Origin of the sequence: Streptomyces sp. NBC_00009, assembly GCF_045040855.1 — a bacterium.
Classification (GTDB): Bacteria; Actinomycetota; Actinomycetes; order Streptomycetales; family Streptomycetaceae; genus Streptomyces; species Streptomyces aureus.
Map to the genome: position 1 here is coordinate 7917835 of NZ_CP108312.1, position 21419 is coordinate 7939253.

The 21419-nt window shown below is 70.3% G+C and carries 13 protein-coding genes, 1 tRNA gene and 1 pseudogene; 6 read left to right on the forward strand and 9 right to left on the reverse strand.

What is annotated here, in order from left to right; translation table 11 throughout:
• Positions 1-11: 11 nt before the first annotated feature.
• Positions 12-1376 (forward strand): FAD-dependent oxidoreductase, encoded by a 1365-nt coding sequence (locus OHA58_RS35945; protein WP_405483880.1) that lies wholly within the window; start codon positions 12-14, stop codon positions 1374-1376.
• Between the two features lie 83 nt (positions 1377-1459).
• A tRNA-Met gene (locus tag OHA58_RS35950) sits at positions 1460-1533 on the forward strand.
• An 81-nt stretch (positions 1534-1614) separates the two neighbouring features.
• Here OHA58_RS35950 and OHA58_RS35955 read toward each other — a convergent pair.
• From OHA58_RS35955 to OHA58_RS35985, 7 genes and pseudogenes are all read right to left on the reverse strand, one after another.
• Positions 1615-2076, reverse strand: a complete 462-nt coding sequence (locus OHA58_RS35955) for a hypothetical protein (RefSeq protein ID WP_405483881.1) — start codon at positions 2074-2076, stop codon at positions 1615-1617.
• Between the two features lie 128 nt (positions 2077-2204).
• Positions 2205-4241 (reverse strand): amino acid permease, encoded by a 2037-nt coding sequence (locus OHA58_RS35960; protein ID WP_405485351.1) that lies wholly within the window; start codon positions 4239-4241, stop codon positions 2205-2207.
• Positions 4242-4366: 125 nt separating this feature from the next.
• Positions 4367-6391: pseudogene (locus OHA58_RS35965) on the reverse strand (ATP-binding protein).
• 247 nt (positions 6392-6638) lie between these two features.
• Positions 6639-8651, reverse strand: coding sequence for a phosphocholine-specific phospholipase C (locus tag OHA58_RS35970; RefSeq protein ID WP_405483882.1), 2013 nt, complete (start codon positions 8649-8651; stop codon positions 6639-6641).
• 138 nt (positions 8652-8789) lie between these two features.
• Positions 8790-10844 carry an acetate--CoA ligase family protein gene (locus OHA58_RS35975; protein WP_405483883.1) on the reverse strand — a complete coding sequence of 685 codons (2055 nt, stop codon included), beginning with the start codon at positions 10842-10844 and terminating at the stop codon, positions 8790-8792.
• Positions 10841-12007 (reverse strand): acyl-CoA dehydrogenase family protein, encoded by a 1167-nt coding sequence (locus tag OHA58_RS35980; protein WP_389531617.1) that lies wholly within the window; start codon positions 12005-12007, stop codon positions 10841-10843. Before OHA58_RS35980 ends, OHA58_RS35975 begins: the two co-directional genes overlap by 4 nt.
• 42 nt (positions 12008-12049) lie before the next feature.
• Positions 12050-13633 (reverse strand): APC family permease, encoded by a 1584-nt coding sequence (locus OHA58_RS35985; RefSeq protein ID WP_405483884.1) that lies wholly within the window; start codon positions 13631-13633, stop codon positions 12050-12052.
• A 148-nt stretch (positions 13634-13781) separates the two neighbouring features.
• On the opposite strand from OHA58_RS35985, the gene OHA58_RS35990 reads away from it, so the two are divergent.
• Both OHA58_RS35990 and OHA58_RS35995 read left to right on the forward strand, forming a co-directional pair.
• The gene (locus OHA58_RS35990; RefSeq protein ID WP_405483885.1) at positions 13782-15176 is read left to right on the forward strand and encodes a flavin monoamine oxidase family protein; all 1395 of its coding nucleotides are present in this window, start codon (positions 13782-13784) and stop codon (positions 15174-15176) included.
• Between the two features lie 14 nt (positions 15177-15190).
• The gene (locus OHA58_RS35995) at positions 15191-16081 is read left to right on the forward strand and encodes a TetR family transcriptional regulator C-terminal domain-containing protein (protein WP_405483886.1); all 891 of its coding nucleotides are present in this window, start codon (positions 15191-15193) and stop codon (positions 16079-16081) included.
• Positions 16082-16113: 32 nt separating this feature from the next.
• Here OHA58_RS35995 and OHA58_RS36000 read toward each other — a convergent pair whose 3' ends face one another.
• On the reverse strand, positions 16114-16845 hold the full coding sequence (locus OHA58_RS36000) for a TetR/AcrR family transcriptional regulator (RefSeq protein ID WP_405483887.1): 732 nt from the start codon (positions 16843-16845) through the stop codon (positions 16114-16116).
• Positions 16846-16987: 142 nt separating this feature from the next.
• Between OHA58_RS36000 and OHA58_RS36005 the strand changes: the two genes are divergently transcribed.
• Positions 16988-17923 (forward strand): carbon-nitrogen hydrolase family protein, encoded by a 936-nt coding sequence (locus OHA58_RS36005; protein ID WP_405483888.1) that lies wholly within the window; start codon positions 16988-16990, stop codon positions 17921-17923.
• On the forward strand, positions 17916-19244 hold the full coding sequence (locus tag OHA58_RS36010; RefSeq protein WP_405483889.1) for an APC family permease: 1329 nt from the start codon (positions 17916-17918) through the stop codon (positions 19242-19244). Before OHA58_RS36005 ends, OHA58_RS36010 begins: the two co-directional genes overlap by 8 nt.
• A 9-nt stretch (positions 19245-19253) precedes the next feature.
• Here the strand turns inward: OHA58_RS36010 and OHA58_RS36015 are convergent, their stop codons facing one another.
• Positions 19254-21335 (reverse strand): SpoIIE family protein phosphatase, encoded by a 2082-nt coding sequence (locus OHA58_RS36015; RefSeq protein WP_405483890.1) that lies wholly within the window; start codon positions 21333-21335, stop codon positions 19254-19256.
• Positions 21336-21419 lie beyond the last annotated feature (84 nt).

Consider the following 21419-nt stretch of genomic DNA (forward strand, 5'->3'; position numbering starts at 1 on the left):
GGAACCTGATCATGCCTCGCCCTCTGCGGGTAGCCGTTGTGGGAGCCGGCCCTGCCGGTATCTACGCCGCTGACGCGCTGCTGAAATCCGCGGTGGCCGAAGACCCCGGTGTGTCCATCGACCTCTTCGAGCGGATGCCGGCGCCGTTCGGCCTGATCCGGTACGGCGTCGCGCCGGACCATCCGCGGATCAAGGGCATCATCACGGCCCTGCACCAGGTCCTCGACAAGCCGCAGATCCGTCTCTTCGGCAACGTCGACTACCCGGGCGACATCAGCCTGGACGACCTGCGCTCGTTCTACGACGCCGTGATCTTCTCCACGGGCGCGACGGCCGACCGCGCGCTCGATATACCGGGCATCGACCTCGACGGCTCGTACGGCGCTGCCGACTTCGTCTCCTGGTACGACGGTCACCCCGATGTGCCGCGGACCTGGCCGCTCGAAGCGGAGAAGGTCGCGGTCCTGGGTGTCGGCAATGTCGCGCTCGACGTGGCCCGCATCCTGGCCAAGACCGCGGACGAGCTGCTGCCGACCGAGATCCCGCCGAACGTCTACGACGGCCTCAAGGCGAACAAGGCCCTGGAGGTCCACGTCTTCGGGCGCCGCGGTCCGGCTCAGGCGAAGTTCAGCCCGATGGAGCTGCGGGAGCTCGACCACTCCCCGAACATCGAGGTCATCGTCGACCCCGAGGACATCGACTACGACGACGGCTCGATCGCGACCCGGCGCGGCAACAAGCAGGCCGACATGGTCGCCAAGACGCTCGAGAACTGGGCCATCCGCGACGTCGGCACCCGGCCGCACAAGCTGTTCCTGCACTTCTTCGAGTCCCCGACCGAGATCCTCGGCGAGAACGGCGAAGTGACCGGCCTGCGCACCGAGCGGACCGCCCTCGACGGCACCGGCAACGTCAAGGGAACCGGCGAGTTCAAGGACTGGGACGTCAAGGGCGTCTACCGCGCCGTGGGTTACCTGTCCGACGAACTCCCCAAGCTGCCTTGGGACTTGGCGTCGGGCACCGTTCCGGACAAGGGCGGCCGGGTGATCGAGGAGTCCGGCGAGCACCTGCAGTCGACCTACGTCACCGGCTGGATCCGGCGCGGTCCCGTGGGTCTGATCGGCCACACCAAGGGTGACGCCAACGAGACGGTCGCCAGCCTCCTGGACGACCGCGAGAACGGCCGTCTGAGCACGCCCTCCTCGCCCGACCCGGAGGCCGTGGACGCGTTCCTCGACGAGCGGAACGTGCGCTACACGACGTGGGACGGCTGGTACCGGCTGGACGCCGCGGAGAAGGCGCTGGGCGAGCCGGAGGGCCGCGAGCGCGTGAAGATCGTAGAGCGTGAGGACATGCTCAAGGCGAGCGGCGCGTAGCCCCTGGCGACAGCGGTGCCTGCCGTCCTGGCAGGAGGTGGTCAGGAGTAGCTGCTCCGATGGCGTACGGTGGTGTCTACCGACGCGGGGTGGAGCAGCTCGGTAGCTCGCTGGGCTCATAACCCAGAGGTCGCAGGTTCAAATCCTGTCCCCGCTACTGCCGACCAGGGCCCGGATCCAATGGATCCGGGCCCTGGTGCGTTGTGGCTCCGTGCGGTGCCGATGCGGCGAGCGCGTTTCAGGGGTTCGTGGGCGCTGCCGCCGGGACGCGCTCCCCGATGATGCGGCTCGCCAGTTCGGCGGCCAGTTCGGGGACGGTGAGGCGCAGTTCGGCCTCCGCCGCGGCCCGTTCGGCCTCGATCAGGGCCTGCCCGTCGGCGAGGAGCGCCTCGCGTTCGCGCAGCCCGTCCTCGCGGGCGGCGGCTATCAGCGCCGCACCTTCCTCGCGCGCCGCCTGCGTGACCCTGGCAGCGTCGCGACGGGCCTCGGCGAGCAGGGCCTGGGCGCCGGCGTGTTCGGCGGAGGCCTCAGCCCGGATCGCCTCGGCGCGCTCCAGGGCTCCTTCGGTGCGGTCGGCGCGCTCGGCCAGCACCTGGTTGATGCGGGGCAGGAAGCGCTTGAGCCAGAGGAAGACAACGGCGAAGAGGATGAGGGCCACTGTCAGGACTTCGATTTTTGCGTTGAGTGGTCCAAATTTCATCGGCAGAAGGTACATGTCCCCTGCCTAGCTGCTCACGCGTGCCGGCCCAACGCTCATTTACGTCAGATTTGGCGGGATGCCGTCTCTGGGACGCCGTGCGACACCGGATCGATGTCGTACCCGGTTCGTCAGTCGTGCCCGGTGCCGCGCGACCGGCCCGCACCGGCCGGCGGGCGCTGAGGTTCGCCCCGGCGCACGGAACCGGGCGCCCGACGGGCCGGGTGGTTGGCGTGCGCGGACGAGGTGAGCTGCCAGGGCACGCTCGTCACCATCACCCCGGGCGTGAACAGAAGACGGCTTTTGAGCCAGAGCGCCGACTGGTTGTGGAGCAGGTTCTCCCACCAGTGACCGACCACGTACTCCGGGATGAAGACGGCGACGATGTCGCGGGGGCTGTCCCGGCGGATGGCGCGCACGTACTCGACGACGGGGCGCGTCACCTCGCGGTACGGGGAGTCGATGACCTTCAGCGGCACGTCGATGCCGTATTCGTCCCAGCTCTCGCGCAGGGCGGCGACCTCGTCGCGGTCGACCGACACGGTCAGCGCCTCCAGCCGGTCGGGGTGGGAGGCTCGCGCGTAGGCCAGGGCGCGCATCGTGGGCTTGTGAAGCCTGGAGACCAGGACGATCGCCAAGACCCTTGAGGGGGAGACGAGTTCGGCGTGCGGGTCCTCGACGGCCAGCTCGGCGGACGTCGTGTCGTAGTGGCGGCGGATGCCGCGCATCATCAGCCACAGCACCGTAGCGGCGAGAACGGCCAGCCAGGCGCCCTCGGTGAACTTGGTGACGAGCACGATCAGCAGGACGAGGCCGGTGACGCACGCGCCGAGGGCGTTGATGGCCCGGGTCGAATGGTGGCGGCGGCGCACCACGGGGTCGTGCTCGGTGGCCAGCTCCTGGTTCCAGTGCCGGACCATGCCCAGCTGGGACAGGGTGAACGAGGTGAACACACCCAGGATGTAGAGGTGGATGAGGCTGGTGACATTGGCCTTGAATCCCCAGAGCAGCGCTGCGGCGACGACGGCCAGCGCGAGGATGCCGTTGGAGAACGCCAGCCGGTCGCCCCGGTTGTGCAACTGGTGCGGCAGGAAACGGTCCTTGGCGAGGATCGAGGCCAGCATCGGGAAGCCGTTGAAAGCGGTGTTCGCGGCCAGGATCAGGACGAGAGCCGTGGCGGCCTGGATGAAGAAGAACCCGACGCTGTGCTCGCCGCCGAACACGGCGGCCGCCACCTGCGCGATGACCGTGCGCTGCGTATAGCTCGCGCAGTCCCCGTCGAGCCCGGTCAGCCGGCACGCGTCGTCAGTGATGTGCACCTTGCTGATCAGCGCGAGCGTCGTCACACCGACGAACATGACGACGGCGATGACGCCCATGGCCACCAAAGTGGCTGCGGCGTTCTTGGACTTGGGCTTACGGAACGCCGGAACGCCGTTGGAGATCGCCTCCACGCCGGTCAGCGCCGTACACCCCGAGGAGAAGGCGCGCAGCACGAGCATCACCAGGGCCAGGCCCGCGAGATGTGTGTCGGACTTCTGGGGCGTGATGCCGTATGCGGCGGTCTCGGAGACCGGCGCGTCCCCCAGGGCGTACCGGATCAGGCCGGTGATCACCATGATCAGTACGCCGCCGATGAAGAGGTAGGTAGGTGCGGCGAAGGTGTTGCCCGACTCGCGTACGCCCCGCAGATTGATCGCGGTGAGGAGGGCGACGAAGCCGACGGCCAGCAGGACGCGGTAGTCGTTCAGTGCCGGGAGCGCCGAGATGATGTTGTCCACGCCGGAGGCGACGGACACCGCCACCGTCATCACGTAGTCCACCAGCAGCGAGGCGGCGACGACAAGACCGGCCGAGGACCCCAGGTTGGTGGACGCGACCTCGTAGGAGCCACCGCCGCTCGGATACGCGTACACGACCTGCCGGTACGAGAGAACGACCACCGCCATCAGCGCCACCACGGCCGCGGCGATCCATGGCGTGAAGTGCAGATAGGCGAGTCCGCCCAGGGTGAGGACGAGCAGGATCTCCTGGGTCGCGTACGCCACCGACGAGAGCGGGTCGGAGGCGAAGATCGGCAGGGCGAGGCGCTTGGGCAGAAGTGTCTCGCCCAGCTCCTCGCTGCGCATGGCGCGGCCGATCACCAGGCGTTTGACCAGAGCGGGCATGTTGAACACTGCGTGAGCGTATGGCGGACCGTGCCACCGTTCGAGCCTGCGGACGTGTCGGCGGGCCGGGGTACACAAATGGTCCTACGGTCCGGGGGAGCCCAGAACTGTCTCCTAAGGCGGGGTCAGGGGCCGGCGTGCCCCTGGAGCGCGTGTGCGAGGCCGTGCTCGGCGTCGTCCGTCAAGGCGCGGTGGTACGCCGTGCCGTACGCGTTGTCACCAGCCGCCCTCCGGGCCTGCTGCTCCCACTGGTCGCGGATCTCCGAGAGCTCCGGGGTGCCGCGGTTCGGGTGGCCGAGCATGCGCCAGTAGGCGTGACCGGTGCCGGAGGTGCGGGCGGCTTCGACGCCGTTGCCCTGGGCCGCGTTGGCACCGGTGAGCAGGTCGAGGCCGAGGGCGATCCCCAGGTTGTCGTTGAGGTTGTGCTTGCTGGTGAGCATGGCGCGGGCGGGGATCTCGGCCTCGTGCGGGCGGTCCTGGAGGAGGTTGATGAAGGCGAGTTGGTGGTCCGCGTAGGACCGCGCCCAGTGCTCGCCGTACTCGTGGCTGAGCCGGCGCAGGCTGGTGGCCTTCTCGTGCGCTTCGTCGAGGCGGCCGAGTGCGGAGAGGGCGAAGGCCCTGATCACCAGGCAGCAGAGCTGGGGGGCGCCGGTCGGCGGTGTGCCGGCGCACGTGTTCAGGGCGTGCTCACTGACGTCGTACGCGTCCTGCGGGTGCCCGGTCATGAGGTGCGTGAGGCCGAGGGTGTGGGCGGCGAAGAGTACGGATTCGGGAGCGTCGTCCTGCTGCGCGGCGAGGGCACACTCCTCGCCGACCCGCAGGGCGGTCTGGTGGTCGCCCTGGAGGGTGAGGGTGATGCCGAGGGCCCACAGGGCGCGGGTGCGGGACGGGCCCTGGGGCGTGTCGAGCCTCAGGGCGCGTTCCAGATAGTCACGGGACTCGTGCAGGTGTCCGCAGCAGGGCCAGAACAGGCCGGTGCGTCCCGCCATTTCGACGGCCGTGTCCGCGTCCTGGGTGAAGAGGTGGTCGAGCGCGGCGCGTACGTCGGCGTGACTGTCGGAGATGCGGTTGTACCAGGCGACCTGGCGGTCGCTGAGCCAGCCGGCCTCGGCCTGCTCGACGATGCCGGCGAAATGCGCGGCGTGGCGCTCGGCCAGGGCGTGCTGCTCGCCGAGCTCATCGAGCCACAGGGCGCCGTACTCGCGCACGGTGTCGAGCATCCGGAAGCGGACGTTGCCGTCCCGTTGCAGGACCGACTGGTCGGCGAGCCGTTCCAGGATCGTGGGGATCTCGTCGGCGTCGAGGGGGCCGCCGGCGCAGACGGACCGGGCGTCCGCCTCGTCGACGGGACCGTGGAAGACGGAAAGCCTCGCCCACACGAGGCGTTCGAGCGGCGCGCACAGCTCGTGGCTCCAGCCGATCGCGGTGCGCAGGGCCCGGTGGCGCTTGGGTCAGATCGTGTCGTCGACGAGTGTGTCCAGGCGTGAGGTCAGCCGCTCGGCGATCTCGTCGAGGCTGTTCTCGCGCAGCCGGGCGCAGGCCAGCTCGACGGCGAGAGGGATGCCTTCGAGGCGGCGGCAGATACGGGCGATGGTCTCGGCGGCCTCGGGGGAGTCGAGCGGAACGTCGGGCACGTCCGTGGCGCACCGCTCGCGGAACAGGCGCACCGCCTCGTCGGAACCGCCCTCGTCGTCGCCCGTCGACAGAGGGGCCACCTCGATGCAGTGCTCGCCCCGGACGGCGAGGGGCTGCCTGCTCGTGGCGAGGACGGTCAGGTTCGGGGCGGCGAGGAGCTCGGTGACCAGCTTCCAGCAGGCATCGAGGACGCGCTCGCAGCAGTCGAGGACGAGGAGGACCCGCCGGCAGGCCAGCCATTCGCTCAGCGCCTCGATGGGGGCGCGCGGATTGTGGTCCAGGAGACCGACGGCGTCGGAGACCGTGGCGGTGAACAGCCGGTCGTCGTAGAGATGGGAGAGGTCCGCCCACCAGACCCCGTCCGCGTACGCGCCCCGTACCTCCTCGGCGGCGCGCAGCGCGAGGCGGCTCTTTCCGACACCGCCGCTGCCGGTGAGTGTGACCAGCCGGTGTTCTTTCAACGCCCGCCCGACAGCGGCCAGTTCGCTGTCGCGGCCGACGAAACTGGTCGCCATGACGGGGAGGTTGCCTACCACGCGCCCATCCTGCCGTGCGGCTGCGTGCGGTCACGCCCCCTCGTGAGAAACGGTCAAAAGCGATCAGTTTCAGTCGGCGACCGGTCGGCCGGCGAAGGGGCCGGTGCCGGGTCGGCCGGGCTGGGTGCTCCCGGCCGACCGATCGCTGACCGATCGCTGGCCGACCGACCGCTGACCGACCGCTGACCGACCGACCGGATCGCTCGCCGCGGGCGCGGCCGGGGGATCAGCCGCTGACGGACGCCGCGCCGGTCTCGATGTGGCCCGTGTAGCGGCGGGACCACGTCGTGTCCGTGCTGGACGTGATCGTGAAGTCGTACCAGCCGTTCTGGTTCGCCACGGCGTTGAAGAAGTCTTCCGTCGAGCCGCCGGCGGGGACCGTGTAGTTCCACGGGCCGTCCGAACGGTAGTTGTTCGACGTGATGGTGAACTGGGCTGACGCGGAGCCCGAGTTGGTCATCCTGAACCAGATGGCCAGTTTGCCGGTGCCGGACTCCACGGCGTACCGGGCGGCGACCTCGATCGCCTTGCCCGCCTTCGTGGCGTCGCCCGTGAAGCGGCGCAGGAAGCGGTTCGGCCCTGCCATCGTGATGTCGTACGCGCCCGCCCCGGAGCCCGCGCCGATGTTGAAGAAGTCCGTGGCCGTGCCGCCCGCGTCGACCGTGTACTGCCACGGCGTCGTGTCGCGGTAGGCGTTCGGGTGCATGGAGAGGTGGGCGGCGCTGCGTGCCGGGGAGCCCTGGTTCGCCATGGAGAACCACGCGAGGATCTTGCCGGCGGCGCCGAACTCGAAGTGGTCGAGGTTGCCGTTCGGCTGGTACGGGAGGGCGCGCGCGGGACGGGTGCCGGGCTCCTGGCTGGGCAGGGCGTTCGTCTGCGGCGCGGGGTTGGGCAGCGGGCCGCAGGTGTCGTACCCGATGACCTTGGTGGCGGGCAGGCCGGACGGCATTCCGTACACGGGCCGGGTGAAGTCGAACACGCCGGTGAGGTCGCCGGTGACCTTGCGGCGCCACGCGCTGATGTTGGGGCAGGTCGCCGGGGTGCCGAGGGCGGTCGTCCAGGTCTCCATGAACCGCAGGACGGACGTGTGGTCGAAGACCTCCGAGGAGACCCAACCACCCCTGGTCCAAGGGGACATGACGACCATCGGGACACGGAAGCCGAGGCCGAACGGGGTTCCGTTGAGGAACTCGCCGGCCGTACCGGCGGGAGGTGACGGCGGGGGTACGTGGTCGAAGAAGCCGTCGTTCTCGTCGTAGTTGAGGAAGAGGACGGTCGAGTCGAACACCTCGGGGGATGCGGCCAGGGCGCGGTAGACGAGGTCCACGAAGTGGGCTCCGTCGCCGGGCGGGGCGTAGGGGTGCTCGGAGAACGCCTGGTTGGCGACGACCCAGGAGACCTGGGGGAGATTGCCGGCCAGCGCGTCCGCCTTGATCGCGGCGGCGATGTCGTCGGGCGTGGAGCCGGTCACCGCGGGGACGGAGGCCATGCCGCGGTCGTGCAGCGGGTCGCCGGGCTTGGCTCCGGCGATCTTCGAGAAGTAGGCGAGACCGTTGTCGCCGTAGTTGTCATTGGCATTCTGGTAGACCTTCCAGCTGACACCGGCCCGCTGGAGCGCCTCGGCGTACGTCTCCCAGGTCAGCCCCGACTCGTCGCCGCCGTCGTAGCTGGAGCCGTCGACCTTGCCGCTCCACAGGTAGGTGCGGTTGGGCCCGGTGGCGCTGAGGGTGGAGCTGAAGTAGGCGTCGCAGACGGTGTAGTTGTCGGCCAGCGCGTAGTGGAACGGTATGTCGCCGCGGTCCAGGTAGCCGAGGCTGCGCACGTTGCCGACACCGGCGACCCAGTGGTCGAGCCGGCCCTTGTTCCACGCGGAGTGCTGGGAGGACCAGCTGTGCGGCAGGTCGCCGTTGCACTGGGCGAGTGTCTCGCCGTCCACGCCGCCCGCGGCCGGGGTGGAGCTGAGTTTCCACGGGTACTGGCGGCCCAGGCCGTTCGGCTGGTTGAAGACGGGCTGCCCGCCGGAGAGCGTGATGCCGCTGCGGTCGCCGAACCCGCGGACGCCCTTGAGGCGGCCGAAGTAGTGGTCGAAACTGCGGTTCTCCTGCATGAGGATCACCACGTGCTTGACGTCCTTGACGGTGCCCGTGGTGGCTGCGCCCGCTCTGGTGGCGGGCAGCGCGGCGCCGGCCGCGATCCCGGCGCCCAGCGCGACAAAACCTCTGCGGCTGATCGGTGTCATCGGTTCACCCTTGTCTCACGCGTACGTCCTGACACAACGGGCGCAAGAGTGCCGACATTCAATGGTATGCGGCTAGACCTCTACGTGGTCGACTTTGTGAACACCGGGTTCCGGCCGGTGGTCGCCGGCCGGACGCGGTCAGGGAGTGGAAGGGGTGTCGGGCGTCGCTGCCGCTATGACGAGGGCGTCGACCGCGAGAGCTCCTTCCGGTGAGACGCGGACCGGGTTGAGCTCGATCTCGCCGATGTCGCCGCGATCGGCGATCAGTTCGGAGACGGCGACGACGACCGCCGCCAGCGCGTCGACGTCGACCGGCCGTCTGCCGCGCCAGCCGCTCAGCAGTGGCCAGGACCGGAGCCGGCGGATCATCTCGCGCGCGGTGTCGTGGGAGCAGGGGGCGAGTTCAAGCGCGAGGTCCTGGGTGAGCTCGGCCTGGACTCCGCCGGCGCCGACCACGACGACCGGACCGAACGACGGGTCGCGCCGCGCGGCGACGATCACTTCGACCACGTCGGTGCGCCGGTCCATCTCCTCGACCACGTACCCGTGGGACCCGAGCCGCGCCACCATGTCGTCGTACGCGGCGCCGAGCGCGGCGGTATCGCCCAGCCCGGTCGCGACGCCGCCGTGCTCCGTCTTGTGCTCCAGCCAGTCGGCTTTGAGTACGACCGGTGCCGAGAGGGACCTCATCGCGCCGCCAGGATCCGGCGCACCCGGCGCAATACCGACCGCGGGCGGGAACGGGACTCCCGCATCGGCCAGCAGTCGTCGGGCGGCCAGATACCCACTGCCTGGAGGCACTTGACGCACATGCGCGGGCGCACGGACTACGCGCGGACGAGGTGCCTGAGTGAAGCGGTGCGCCGTCGCCACCGCCCGCAGCGCCGCCTCGACGTCGGCGAAGGTCGGCACCCCTGCCGAGTGCAACTCCCTTACCGTTTCGGTGTGTTCGGCCATCGAGTGGATCACGATCGGAATCGCCCGCTCGGCGGCCAGGGAGCCGATGGCCCGCGCGACCTGCGACTCGGCCGCCTGGTGTTCGGGGATGTCGCGACCGTAGCTGCCGAAGTAGCCACTGAGCACGACGGCGTCGGTGACCGAGCTGTCGGCGAGGACCGCCGGTGTCGACGCGTACGTGGAGATGTCGTCCTCACCCGCGCCGGCGAGGTCGACAGGGTTCGCGACCGCGGCGTGCGGCGGCAGCCGGTCCGTGAGGCGCTCCTGGAGGGCCGGGGGGAACTCGGCGACGGTCAGGCCGAGCCGTGACGCGGTGTCAGCGGCGACGGCCCCCTGTCCGCCACTGTCGGCCACGATCGCGACCCGACGCCCCCGCACCGGCGCGCATCGGCTCAACAGCTGTGCCGTGTCGACGAGTTGGGCCGGTGTGTCGACGCGAACGGCGCCGACCGTGCGGCAGGCGGCGTCCACGACGTCGATGCCTGAAGTCATGGATCCGGTGTGCGAGCGGGCCGCCTGCTGTGCGGCCCTGCTGGCGCCGACGGTCAGCAGGAGCACCGGCTTGCCCGCCTCACGCAGGCGGTCCAGGGCGTCCAGCAGCCGCTCGCCGTCGCCGAAACTCTCCAGATAGACGGCGACGATGCCGGTGGCTTCGTGGTGGGCCAGGTCGGCGAGCAGTTCGGCGGCGCACACGTCGAGCTGGCTGCCGACGGACACGAACCTGGACACACCGATGCCGGCGCTCGCGGCCATCCCCGCGATCTCCAGGCCCAGCTGTCCGCTCTGCGACACGATCGCGAGGCTGCCGGGCGTGAACCGGCCCCAGGCCAGCTCCAGTTCGCTCGACGCGTCGTAGAGACCGAGGCAGTTCGGACCGAGCAGCCGAGTGCCGCTCGCCGCGATCACGTCACCGATCGCGGCCTCGTCCTCGACGCCCGCGGTGATCGCGAGCAGACCGGGCACGCCGAGCGCGACGGCCCGGGAGACACCGCCGGCCAAGGCTGGGGCAGGGACGGCGAAGGCGACCAGATCGGGAACCTCGGGCAGCGCGTCCAGGCCCGGGAGGGTGGGGCGGCCCAGGACCCGGCCGCCACGCGTGTTGACCAGGTGCACGCGGCGCCGGTGCGCGCCCGCGACGGCGCCGCGGGCGAGCCAGTGGCCCCACTTGGCCGGGTTGTCGGTGGCGCCGACGACGGCGACCGACTCCGGCGCGCGGAAGACGTCGAGAGTCGTCATGACTTCGCGAGCGCCCTGGAGATGACCAGCCGCTGGATGTCGGAGGTGCCTTCCTCGATCTCCTCCAGCTTCGCGTCACGCATCCACTTCTCGGCGAGGAACTCCTGCGAGTAGCCCCAGCCGCCCAGCGTCTGCACGGCGGCCCACGTATTGAACATGGCGTTCTCCGAGCCGGTCAGCTTCGCCATCGCCGACTCGGCGGTGACCTTCTCGCCCTGGTCGAAGAGGCGTGCCGCGCGCATCGTCACCAGATGGGCGGTGTCGGCGCGGGTCGCCATGTCGGCGAGCCGGAACGCGACCGCCTGGTGCTCGATGATGGGCACGCCGAACTGCACGCGCTCCTGGGCGTACTCCACGGCCAGGTCGAGAGCGGCCCGGCACAGGCCCGCGCAGGACGCGCCGATCAGGATCCGGGAGGCGTCGAAGGTGCGCATCAGTCCCGAGAAGCCCTGGCCCTCGGCGCCGAGCCGGTCTGCGGCGGGGACGCGCACGTTGTCGAGGAACACCTCGGCGTTGACGATGGCGCGCTGCCCCATCTTGCGCATCGGCTTGCCCACGGTCAGTCCGGGCGTGTCCCGGTCGATGACGAACGCGGTCACGCCGCGCGCGCGGAGCGACGGGTCGACCGTGGCGAACACGACGAACCGCTGTGCGTAAGGGGCGTTGGAGATCCACGCCTTCTGGCCGCTGAGCACGTAGTGATCTCCGTCGCGCACCGCGCGGGTGCGGATGCCGGCGGCGTCCGAGCCATGGTCGGGCTCGGTGACGGCGAGCGCGGTCAACGGGGGTGTGTCGGTGGTGAGCGGCCGCAGCCACCGCTCCTTCTGCGCCTGCGTGCCGAGTTCGAGGACGGGATCGGCGAAGAAGCCGCTGGAGGTCAACAGGTTCCCGATGCCGATGTCGCCGTGGCACAGCTCCTGCTGGACGAGCACCTGCGTGACCATGTCGGTCACTCCGCCGCCGCCGAACTCCGCGGGGATCATGAAAGCGGCCAGGCCTGTCCTGGCGGCCTTGTCCCACAGGTCCAGCGGCGACTCGGTCTGGGCGTCGTCGACGGCGCGGGCGCGGGGACGGATCTCGGCGGCGGCGAAGTCGCGGGCGAGCCGGATGAAGTCGTGCTGCTCGGCGGAGAGGCCGAGCGCGTCGCGTACGGGGTAGGGCATGGCGAACTCCGTGGTGGGAGGGTTACTGAGGGGCTGTGACATTCACCGGGGGATGCGCTCGTGCGGGGGCCGGTGCTCGGCGACGGCCGCGGTCTCCTGGGGCGTGCCGGTGAAGAAGCGCGGTGCGATGCGGCCGTACGCCAGCATCAGCAGGTAGCCGAGGAGGAGCGTCCCGACTCCGATGACGAAGACTCCGCCGATCCGCCAGTGGGGTGCGAAGGGGAGGGTCCAGGACGTGTAGCTGTTCACCGGGTCCCAGTCGTTCTTCAGGCTCCACAGCCCGGCCGCGACGAGGGTCAGGCCGCCGATCGCGGGCAGGGTGAGGCGCAGCCAGAAGTCGGCGGCGCTGTGTCGCCACTCGGTGCGGTGGGCCCAGGCCGAGGTGAGGCCCGTGAGACCGTAGTAGAACGCGATCATGAGCCCGCAGGAGGAGACGGCGTCGCCGATGACCTGGCCGTGGCTCAGGAAGTTCATGACGACGTAGCAGACCGCTCCCGCGACTCCGGTGGCGATGGTGCTGAACTGCGGGATCGAGTAGCGCGGGTGGACCTTCGCGAAGATGCGCGGCGCGGCTCCGCGGCCGCCCATGGCCAGGAGCGTGCGCCCCAGGGAGAGCACGGTCGTCTCGGTGGACGCGGCGGCGGAGGACAGCACCATCAGGACGAGCAGATGCCACAGGAAGGAGCCGAGGCCGCTGTCACCGAAGACGGCCTTGCCGATGGCGGAGAAGACGTCACCGAAGTTGTCGGGGTTGCCGAGCCCGGTGCCGGTCGTGCCGATGCCGGCGAAGGCCAGGGTCGCCACGGTCGCGACGAGGTAGAGCACGAGCAGCATGACCGTGGAGGAGACGGCGGCGACGCCGGGGGTCCGGTGCCGGTCGGTGGTCTCTTCGTTGACGGTGAGCGCGGTCTCCCAGCCCCAGTAGATGAACAGCATCAGGACGAGGCCGCTGACGAATGCGCTGGGTGAGGAGATCTCGAACGGGTTGAGCCATGACCAGTGCGGATGCCGTGCGCCGGCACCGGCGTGCCCGGTGTAGACGCGTACGAGGGCGACCACCGAGAAGACCGCGAGCATGGCGAACTCGAGGAAGAGCAGGGCGCGTTGAACGGCGGCGGCCACCTCGATGCCGCGGTAGCAGACGGCCGTCATGAGGGCGATCCAGCCGAGTCCCACCAGGAGGACCCAGGGGCTGGACGGGTCGGACCCGATGCCTTTCGCACCGAAGAGGATGAACGCGTACTGGCCGGCGACCTGGGCCAGACTGGCCATCACCAGGGTGAACGAGGTGATGATGGCCCAGCCGCCCATGAAGCCGACGCGCGGGCCGAGGACGCGGGTGGCCCAGGTGAAGATGGTTCCGCAGTCCGGCTCCTGGCGGTTGAGGGCGGCGTAGCCGAAGGAGACGAACAGGATCGGGACGAACGCGAGCACGACGATCGACGGCGCCTGGAATCCGACGAAGGCGACGATGAACGCGAGAGTCGCGGCGAGGCTGTAGGCGGGGGCGGCGGATGCCACCGAGAGGATCAGGCTCGTGGTCATGCCGAGGGCACCGGTGCGCAGGCCCTTTTCCTGCGAGCTGTCGGGTGCGGCTTCCGAAGTGGTGTCAGGTGACGTTGCCATGGGCGAACCCCCTGTCCGGGGTGGGCGGCGAATCGCAAGATTGATGCGTGGGTCAATGATGCTGGCGGGGGAGGGCGTGTCAAGGTTTCCGGATAGATTCATCGCAACGATTGACTGGCTGATCAGTCTTGCGACATGCTCTGCGGCCATGTGGGAACAGACCGAAATGGACCTGGTCGAATCCGAGGTGGTCGTCGTGGGTGGCGGCTACGGGGGACTGGCCGCAGCTCTTCGACTCCACGACGTGGGCGTCGACTTCACGCTCGTCGAGGCCGCCGACCGGGTGGGCGGCCGCGTGCTCACCGAGATCCGGGCCGACGGCGTGACGCTCGATCACGGCGGCCAGTGGGTCGGCCCGACCCAGACACATCTGCTCGCCCTCGCGGACCGCTTCGGCTGCGCCACCTTCCCTACCTGGGAGACGGGCAAGCACGTCGAGGTGTGGCACGACGGCGGCACCGTCCCCTACCTCGGCGCGGCACCGGCCGACGGCCCCGGCATCGCGGAGTACACCCGCGTCAGCGAAGTCCTCGACGAGCTCGCCCGGACCGTGGACACCCAACAGCCCTGGCGCACACCCCGGTTCGCGGAGTGGGACGCCCAGACGGCCGAGTCGTTCTTCCGTGCACAGACCGCCGACCCGGACGCCCTGCGCCGCCTGGCACTCGCCGTGCAGGGCCTGTGGTGCGCGGAGCCGTACGAGATCTCCCTGTTCCACGTGCTGTTCTACATCGCCGCGGCCGGCGGGTACGAGCAGCTCATGGAGACGCGGGACTGCGCCCAGGACAGCCGCTTCGTCACCGGTGCGGCGGGTCCGGCCCGCGCCGTCGCCGACCTGCTCGGCGGGCGCGTCCGACTCGGCGAGCAGGTGCAGTCGATCGAGTACGACGAGGACGGCGTGCGGGTCCGGACCGCGTCCACCGTGTTCGAGGCCCGCAGGGCGATCGTCGCGCTGCCGCCCCAGGCGGTCCGCTCCATCCGCTTCACTCCGGGGCTCCCCGTCAGCAGGGACGGCTGGCTGTCCCACAGCCCGATGGGACGCGTCGCCAAGGTCCACGCGGTGTACGACGCCCCGTTCTGGCGGGCCGCCGGACTCTCGGGCGTCGCCACGCTCTACGGCGACGGGCCGGTCGGCGTCGTGTTCGACAATTCGCCGGACGACGCCTCCCGGGGCGTGCTCGTCGGCTTCGTGTACGGCGACCGCGTCACCGACTGGAGCGACCTCGACGACACCCGCCGCCGCGAGGCCGTACTGGCGAGCTTCACCACCGTGGTCGGGGAGCAGGCGGCACGTCCGCTCGACTACACGGAGAAGATCTGGTCGCGGGACACCTTCGCGCGGGGCGGCTACGAGGCGTACGTAACTCCCGGCGGCTGGACGGGATACGGCCGGCGGGGCTGGCGGGAACCCACCGGGACCGTGCACTGGGCCGGAACCGAGACGGCTAGTGTGTGGAACGGCTACATCGACGGTGCCATTTCGTCGGGCCTGCGAGCGGCCGACGAGGTCGTGTCGGCACTCTCATCGCAAGCGGAAGGCTGAACGGACTCAGCGCAATGACGTCGATCCAAGGCGGGGCGGAGGACATCGCGGACGACACCGCGACCCTGGCGGACCGGGCGCGGCTCGTGGTGCTTTCGGCGCCCATCAGCCAGCGGGAGTTCGCCGACCGTGTGGGCATGGATCCCACCGCGCTGTCCAAGGCCCTGCGCGGCAACCGCCGTCTCCAGGACCACGAGGTCGCAGCGATCGCGCAGGTCGGCAAGGTGTCGCAGCGGTATCTGCGGACCGGCGCGGGAAGGCCACCCGTCGCGCGCGGGGGAGCGGGTGGCGGACAGCCGGCCCGCCGCCGCGCCGACGCCGTGGACGCCGACCTCCGGCGCGCCCAGATCCTGGAAGCCACCGCCCGCCTCATCGCCCGCCGCGGGTTCCACAAGGTACGGGTCGCCGACATCGCCCGCGCGTGCGGGACCAGCACCGGCACCGTCCACTACCACTTCCCGACGAAGGACGACGCGCTGAGGGCCGCCCTCGTCTTCTACGCGGACCGCTTCCACGCGCGCCTCGAAGAGGAGTTCAGGACGGCCGACACCACCGTCGAGAAGCTGCGCCGGCTGATCGAGGTGCAGCTGACGACGACCGACGAGGACGCCGACGAGTGGTCGGTGTGGGTGCAGTCGTGGAACGAGGCCATCCTCGACCCGACCCTCAGGGAAGGCCAGAAGGGCGTCCACGTCCGCTGGCGCGTGATCGTCCTCGACCTGCTGCTGACCTGTCAGCGGGAGGGGATGGCGCAGGGCGCGGACGCGGAGGCCATGGCCAGCCGCTTCACCAGCATGGTCGACGGCATGGCCATCCAGGTCCTCGCGGGGACGGGCGACATGGACGCGGCACGCATGCGCGAGTTGCTGCTGGATGCCTTCGAGCCGTACATCACGCTGCGCTAGCAGTGCTCGACGCGCGGACCTCGGGCGTTGCGTCAACTGCCGTCGGCGGCCCGCTCGATCGCGGCGATGACCGCTTCCACCGCAGTGTCGTAGAGGGCCTTCTGGCTGACGGAGCTGAGCTGGTCGATGTGGGCCCGGGTGGCCGGGTACTCATCGGCAGGCAGATGCGCGTAGACCCGCGTCCACGCGGTGGCGTCCTTCTCCCGCACCTCGGGGTCCAGTGAGCTGAGCGCCGCGGAGTGGGCGCAGAGTCCGAGGGCGGTGTCGACGAAGGTCCTGTAGTACAGGACGGCCTCGGCGGGGGCGAGCCCCGAGCGCGTGAACGTGGCGAGCTGAAGCTCGACCAGCCGGGCCTCGCACGGCCCTCCCGTGGTGCGCGCAAAGGTCAGCACGGTGATCGCCGGGAAGCGGGTCTGCACCTGCCAGGTGGCCTCGGCGATCCTGCGCAGCGTGTCCTGCCAGGGCTCGTCGCCGGGCACCTCGCCGATCTCGCCGAGGATGGTCTCGATGGTGCGCTCGCACACGGCGAGGAGCAGCTCGTCCTTGTCGCGGAACAGCCGGTAGAGCACGGCCGCGTCGACATCGAGCTCCTGGCCGAGCCTGCGCATCGTCAGGCCGGCGACACCCTCCCGCTCGGCGAGTGTGAACGCGGCGTTCACCGCCGCCTCCTGCCGCAGGGTCCTGCGCTCCCGCCGCGTGGGCTGCCGGGCGGCGTCGCCCCCGGACCGCTCGGTCGGGGCCGCGGTCGCGGTGTTCTTCGCCATGGCGGAACTTTACCAAGGTTCGTCAGCAGAACTGACAACACCGTTGACAACGACGTTGCGCATCGGGTTCGGTGTCCCCGTCACGCCGACCGGCAGGCCGTCGAGTGCTCGTGCCGGTCCGTCCACCAGAGTCAGGAACCCCATGAGCCGCCACCTACGTCTTGCCCTCGTCCAGGCACCAGCGGAATCCTTCGAGCGGTTCGCCGAGCGCCTGCGGCTGCGCATGAAGTCGCCCAACGCGGCCGACCTCGTCGTCTATCCCGAGGCGCATCTCTACTCGCTGGGCGCGGACTCGATGTCCGCCGAGGAGCTGTACGACGCCCACGCGGAGCCGCTGGACGGCCCGCGCGGGAAGGCGCTCGGAGCCCTGGCCCGCGAGCTGGGGATCTGGCTCGTCCCCGGGACGGTCCTCGAACGCGACGCGGACGGCAGCGTCTACAACACCGCCGTGGTCTACAACCCGGACGGCGAACTCGTCGCGAGCTACCGGAAGATCTTCACCTGGCGCCCCTACGAACCGGTGTGCGTCGGCCGGGACTTCGTCGTCTTCGACATACCCGGACACGGCCGCGTCGGCCTCTCGATCTGCTACGACAGCTGGTACCCCGAGCTCACCCGCCACCTCGCGTGGATGGGCGCCGAGCTGGTGATCAACGTGGTCCAGACGTCGACCGCGGGACGCGCCCAGGAAATCCCGATCAACCAGGCCAACGCGATCGTCAACCAGGTCTGGGTGGCCAGCGTGAACGGCGCGGGCCCCACGGCCCACGGCCGCAGCATCCTCGTGGACCCCGAGGGACACGTCCAGGTCGCCGCGGCCGGCATGGAGGACGTCACGCTGACCAGCGTCGTCGACTTCGACCGCGTCGCGGCCGCGCGGAAGTACGGGACCTGTGGGGACTCCTGGCCGTGGGACCACTTCACCGCCGGGGACACCCCGCTGGAACTGCCGCTCTACAACGGCCGCATCGACCCCGCCACCTGGCGGCCCGCCGTCTCCCGCGACACCCCGGACGACCTGCGCCCCACCGGACACACGGTCTTCGAGCGCCCCGCCGAGGAGTCCGGCGATGAGTGACACCTCCGTGAGCCTCACCCCGAAGCTGTCGCTGACGTCGGTGGTCACCTTCGGCCTCGCCTACATGGCGCCCAGCATGGTCATGGTGATCTTCGGCGTGATCTCCGCGGCCAGCTCGGGCGCCGCGCCGACCGCGCTCCTCGTCGCCACGGGCGCCATGTTCCTCACCGCGCTGAGCTACGCGAAGATGGCCCGCCACTACCCGACGTCCGGCTCGGCGTACGTCTACACCAGGAACCTGTTCGGCTCACCGGTCGGCTTTCTCGTCGGCTGGGCCGTGCTGCTCGACTACCTGTTCCTGCCGATGGTCGCCTGGCTCGTCCAGTCGATCTATCTGAACGCGCAGTTCCCCGGCATCCCGGTCTGGGTGTGGATGCTCCTCAACGCCGGCCTGACCACGCTCGTCAACATCATCGGGCTCACCCTGACCGACCGCGTCAACAAACTCCTGACCGGCCTGGCCGTGTTCATCGTGCTGCTCTTCGTCGCGTACTGCCTGGTCCACCTCGGACACCACACCCCGAAGTCCTACACACAGCCGCTGTGGAACAGCGGGAGCAGCCTCGGCGGCATCTCGGCGGCCGCCGCCATCGCCGCCTACTCCTACCTGGGGTTCGACGCGGTGACCACGCTCTCCGAAGAGACCCGCGACGCGCGGCGCACCATCCCCCGGGCCGTCGTCCTCGTCATCGCGATCGGCGGACTCCTCTTCGCCGCCGTGGCCTACGTCATGCAACTCGTCCACCCGGGCGGCGTGTTCGAGGACCCGGAGGTCGTCTCGTACGCGATGTCCATCGAGGTCGGCGGCCAGACGTTCGCCGACTGGACCAACATGGCCGGCATCATCGGCGGGTTCGCCTCGGGCCTCGCCGTACAGCTCAGCTCCAGCCGCCTGCTCTACACCATGGGCCGTGACGGCGTGCTGCCCAAGCGGTTCTTCGGGGCGCTGCACCCGAGGACCAAGACCCCGGTGCTCTGCCTCCTGCTCACCGGCGCCATGTGTGTGCTCGGCCTCAACATCTCCCTCGCGACCGCGACGTCGTTCATCAACTTCGGGGCGTTCCTCGCCTTCACCGCGGTCAACGCCTGTGTCGTCGTCTACTTCGTCCGCAACCGCGGCGAGGGCGGCGTGAAGGTACTGGGCTACGTCGTCGCTCCCGCACTCGGCGCCTGCGTCACCGTCTACCTGATGACCCAGCTCAGCGCGGTCGCCCTCACCATCGGACTGTGCTGGCTCGCCGCGGGAGGCGCCCACCTCCTGTGGCTCACCCGCGGATTCAGCCGCCCCACACCGGAGTTGAGCATGGGAGAAAGCTCGTAAGGTCCGTGGCTAGACCAGATAGAGGGACAGCTCGCACCACACCGTCTTGCCGTTGCCGCGGGGTTCGATGCCCCAGGCGGTGGCGAGCTCCTCGATGAGCATCATGCCGCGGCCGGAGGTGGCCCTTTCCGGGGCGGCCCGGCGCCGGGGCGACGCCGGCGACGTGTCGCTGACGGCAAGACGCAGGCCCCGGCCGCTGTGCCGTACCGGTCTGGCCGTCAGTGTGGCGCTGCCGTCGGTGTGCACCAGGGCGTTGGTGGCGAGTTCGCAGGCGAGGAGTTCCGCCGTGTCACCGAGGGCCTCCAGCGACCAGCTGTGCAGCGCCTCGCGCAACGCGATCCGCGCGTTGCGCAGGGCGTCGGGATCGCCGGGGGAGATGACCGCCTCCATACGCGGTGCCGGAGTCGCCTTCCCCCGGGACCGTTGCAGCACCAGGAGAGCCACGTCGTCCTCCTCGCCGGTGTAGGTGGCCATCGTGTCCAGCAGATGGTCGGCGAGGGCCTCGGGCGGCCCCGGCCCGGTGCCCATCGCGTCGAGGAGCCGCTCACGCCCCTGGTCGATGTCCTCGGCGCGCGACTCGATGAGCCCGTCCGTGCACAGCACCAGAGTCGAGCCGGGTTCGACGACGGTCTCGAAGACCGGGTACGCGGGCTGGCCACCCGGCGTGTTGAGCCCGAGGGGGAGGCCACCGGGGGTGTCGAGCCAGGCACAGCTTCCGTCCGGGCTGCGCAGCACGGGTTCCGGATGGCCCGCGCGCACCACCGAGGTCATTCCCGTGAGCGGATCGACGAGGGCCATGAGACAGGTGGCGAACCGGTCGGTGTCGAGTTCGGCGAGGAAGGCGGACGCGCGCGCCATGGCCGTGGACGGCGGATGCCCCTCGGCGGCGTACGCGCGCAGAGCGATGCGCAGCTGCCCCATCACGGCGGCGGCCGTCACATCGTGGCCCTGCACGTCGCCGACGACGACGGCGATCCGGCCGTCGGGCAGCGTCAGCGCGTCGTACCAGTCGCCACCGATGCCGCCCCGGGCCCGCGTGGGCCGGTAACGGGTCGCGAGGTGCACGCCGGGCACGTGCGGCAGGATCCCGGGAAGCATCGCCGTCTGCAGCCCCGCGGCGAGCTCGTGCTCCTGGTCGTAGAGCAGCGCCCGCTGGAGCGACTGCGCGATGACCTTGCCGAGCGCCGTCAGCACGGTCCGCTCCTCCGGCGGGAAGCTGGCCCGCCCCTCGTACGTGAGCCCGACGGCACCGATCGGGGTGTCCTGCGCGATCAGCGGCAGATACACCGCTGCCGCGGCGTCCGGGAACTTCGACATGTACGGCGTCAGCGCCGGAAAGCGGGCGATGAAGTCCAGCCTGTTCGTCACGAACACGGCCTCGCGGGTGCGAGCCGCCTCCGTCAGCGGCAGCGGCTCACTCAGACGTGACAGGTGAAAGTCCTGGATGAGGCCCTCGTGGACGCCGTTGGAGCCCACCAGCTCCATCCGGCCGTTGTCGATCAGGCCGAGGATGACGCTGGAGACGCCGATCCGCTCCATCAGCCGCGAGTCGGTGAGAGCCTCCGCGACATCCTCCACGGTGACGGTCGGCACGAGCGCGTCGCTGACGTGGACGACGACATCGGACGGACGGTGACGCTCCTCCCGGGCCTGCCGCAGCAGCTCGGTCTGGTCCACCGCCCGCAGCTCCTGGCTCGCGTCCCGGATGATCCCGATGACCCGCACCGGACGGCTGTGCTCGTCCCGGACGATGTGCCCTTGCGTGTGTGTCCACTGCAGTCGCCCGTCGGGGTGCCGCACCCGGAAGTAGAGGCTGAACCCGGAGCGCTCCCGCAGCGCCCTGTCCACCAGGTCCTCGATGGCCGGCACCTCGCTGGGCACTATTCGCTCACCCAGGGTGGCCAGGCGGCCGTCGAACTCGCCGGGCCGGAACCCCATGACGGCCAGGCCCCCGTCGTCATAGCTGATCAGTCCCGCGTCCACGTCCCACGAGAAGGTGCCCATGCCGTTGACCGCCAGGGCGACGTGGGCGGCGGCCTCGGGATCACTCTGCGTATCTGGCACGCCGCTCGGTTCGAAGGGGCGATCCATGAAACCTCCTGGCCCGCACGCCCTCGGTAACCGTGGGCGCGCCGGTTCACGGCTGCGCCGGGCGTGGCCCCACCTCCTTATTCT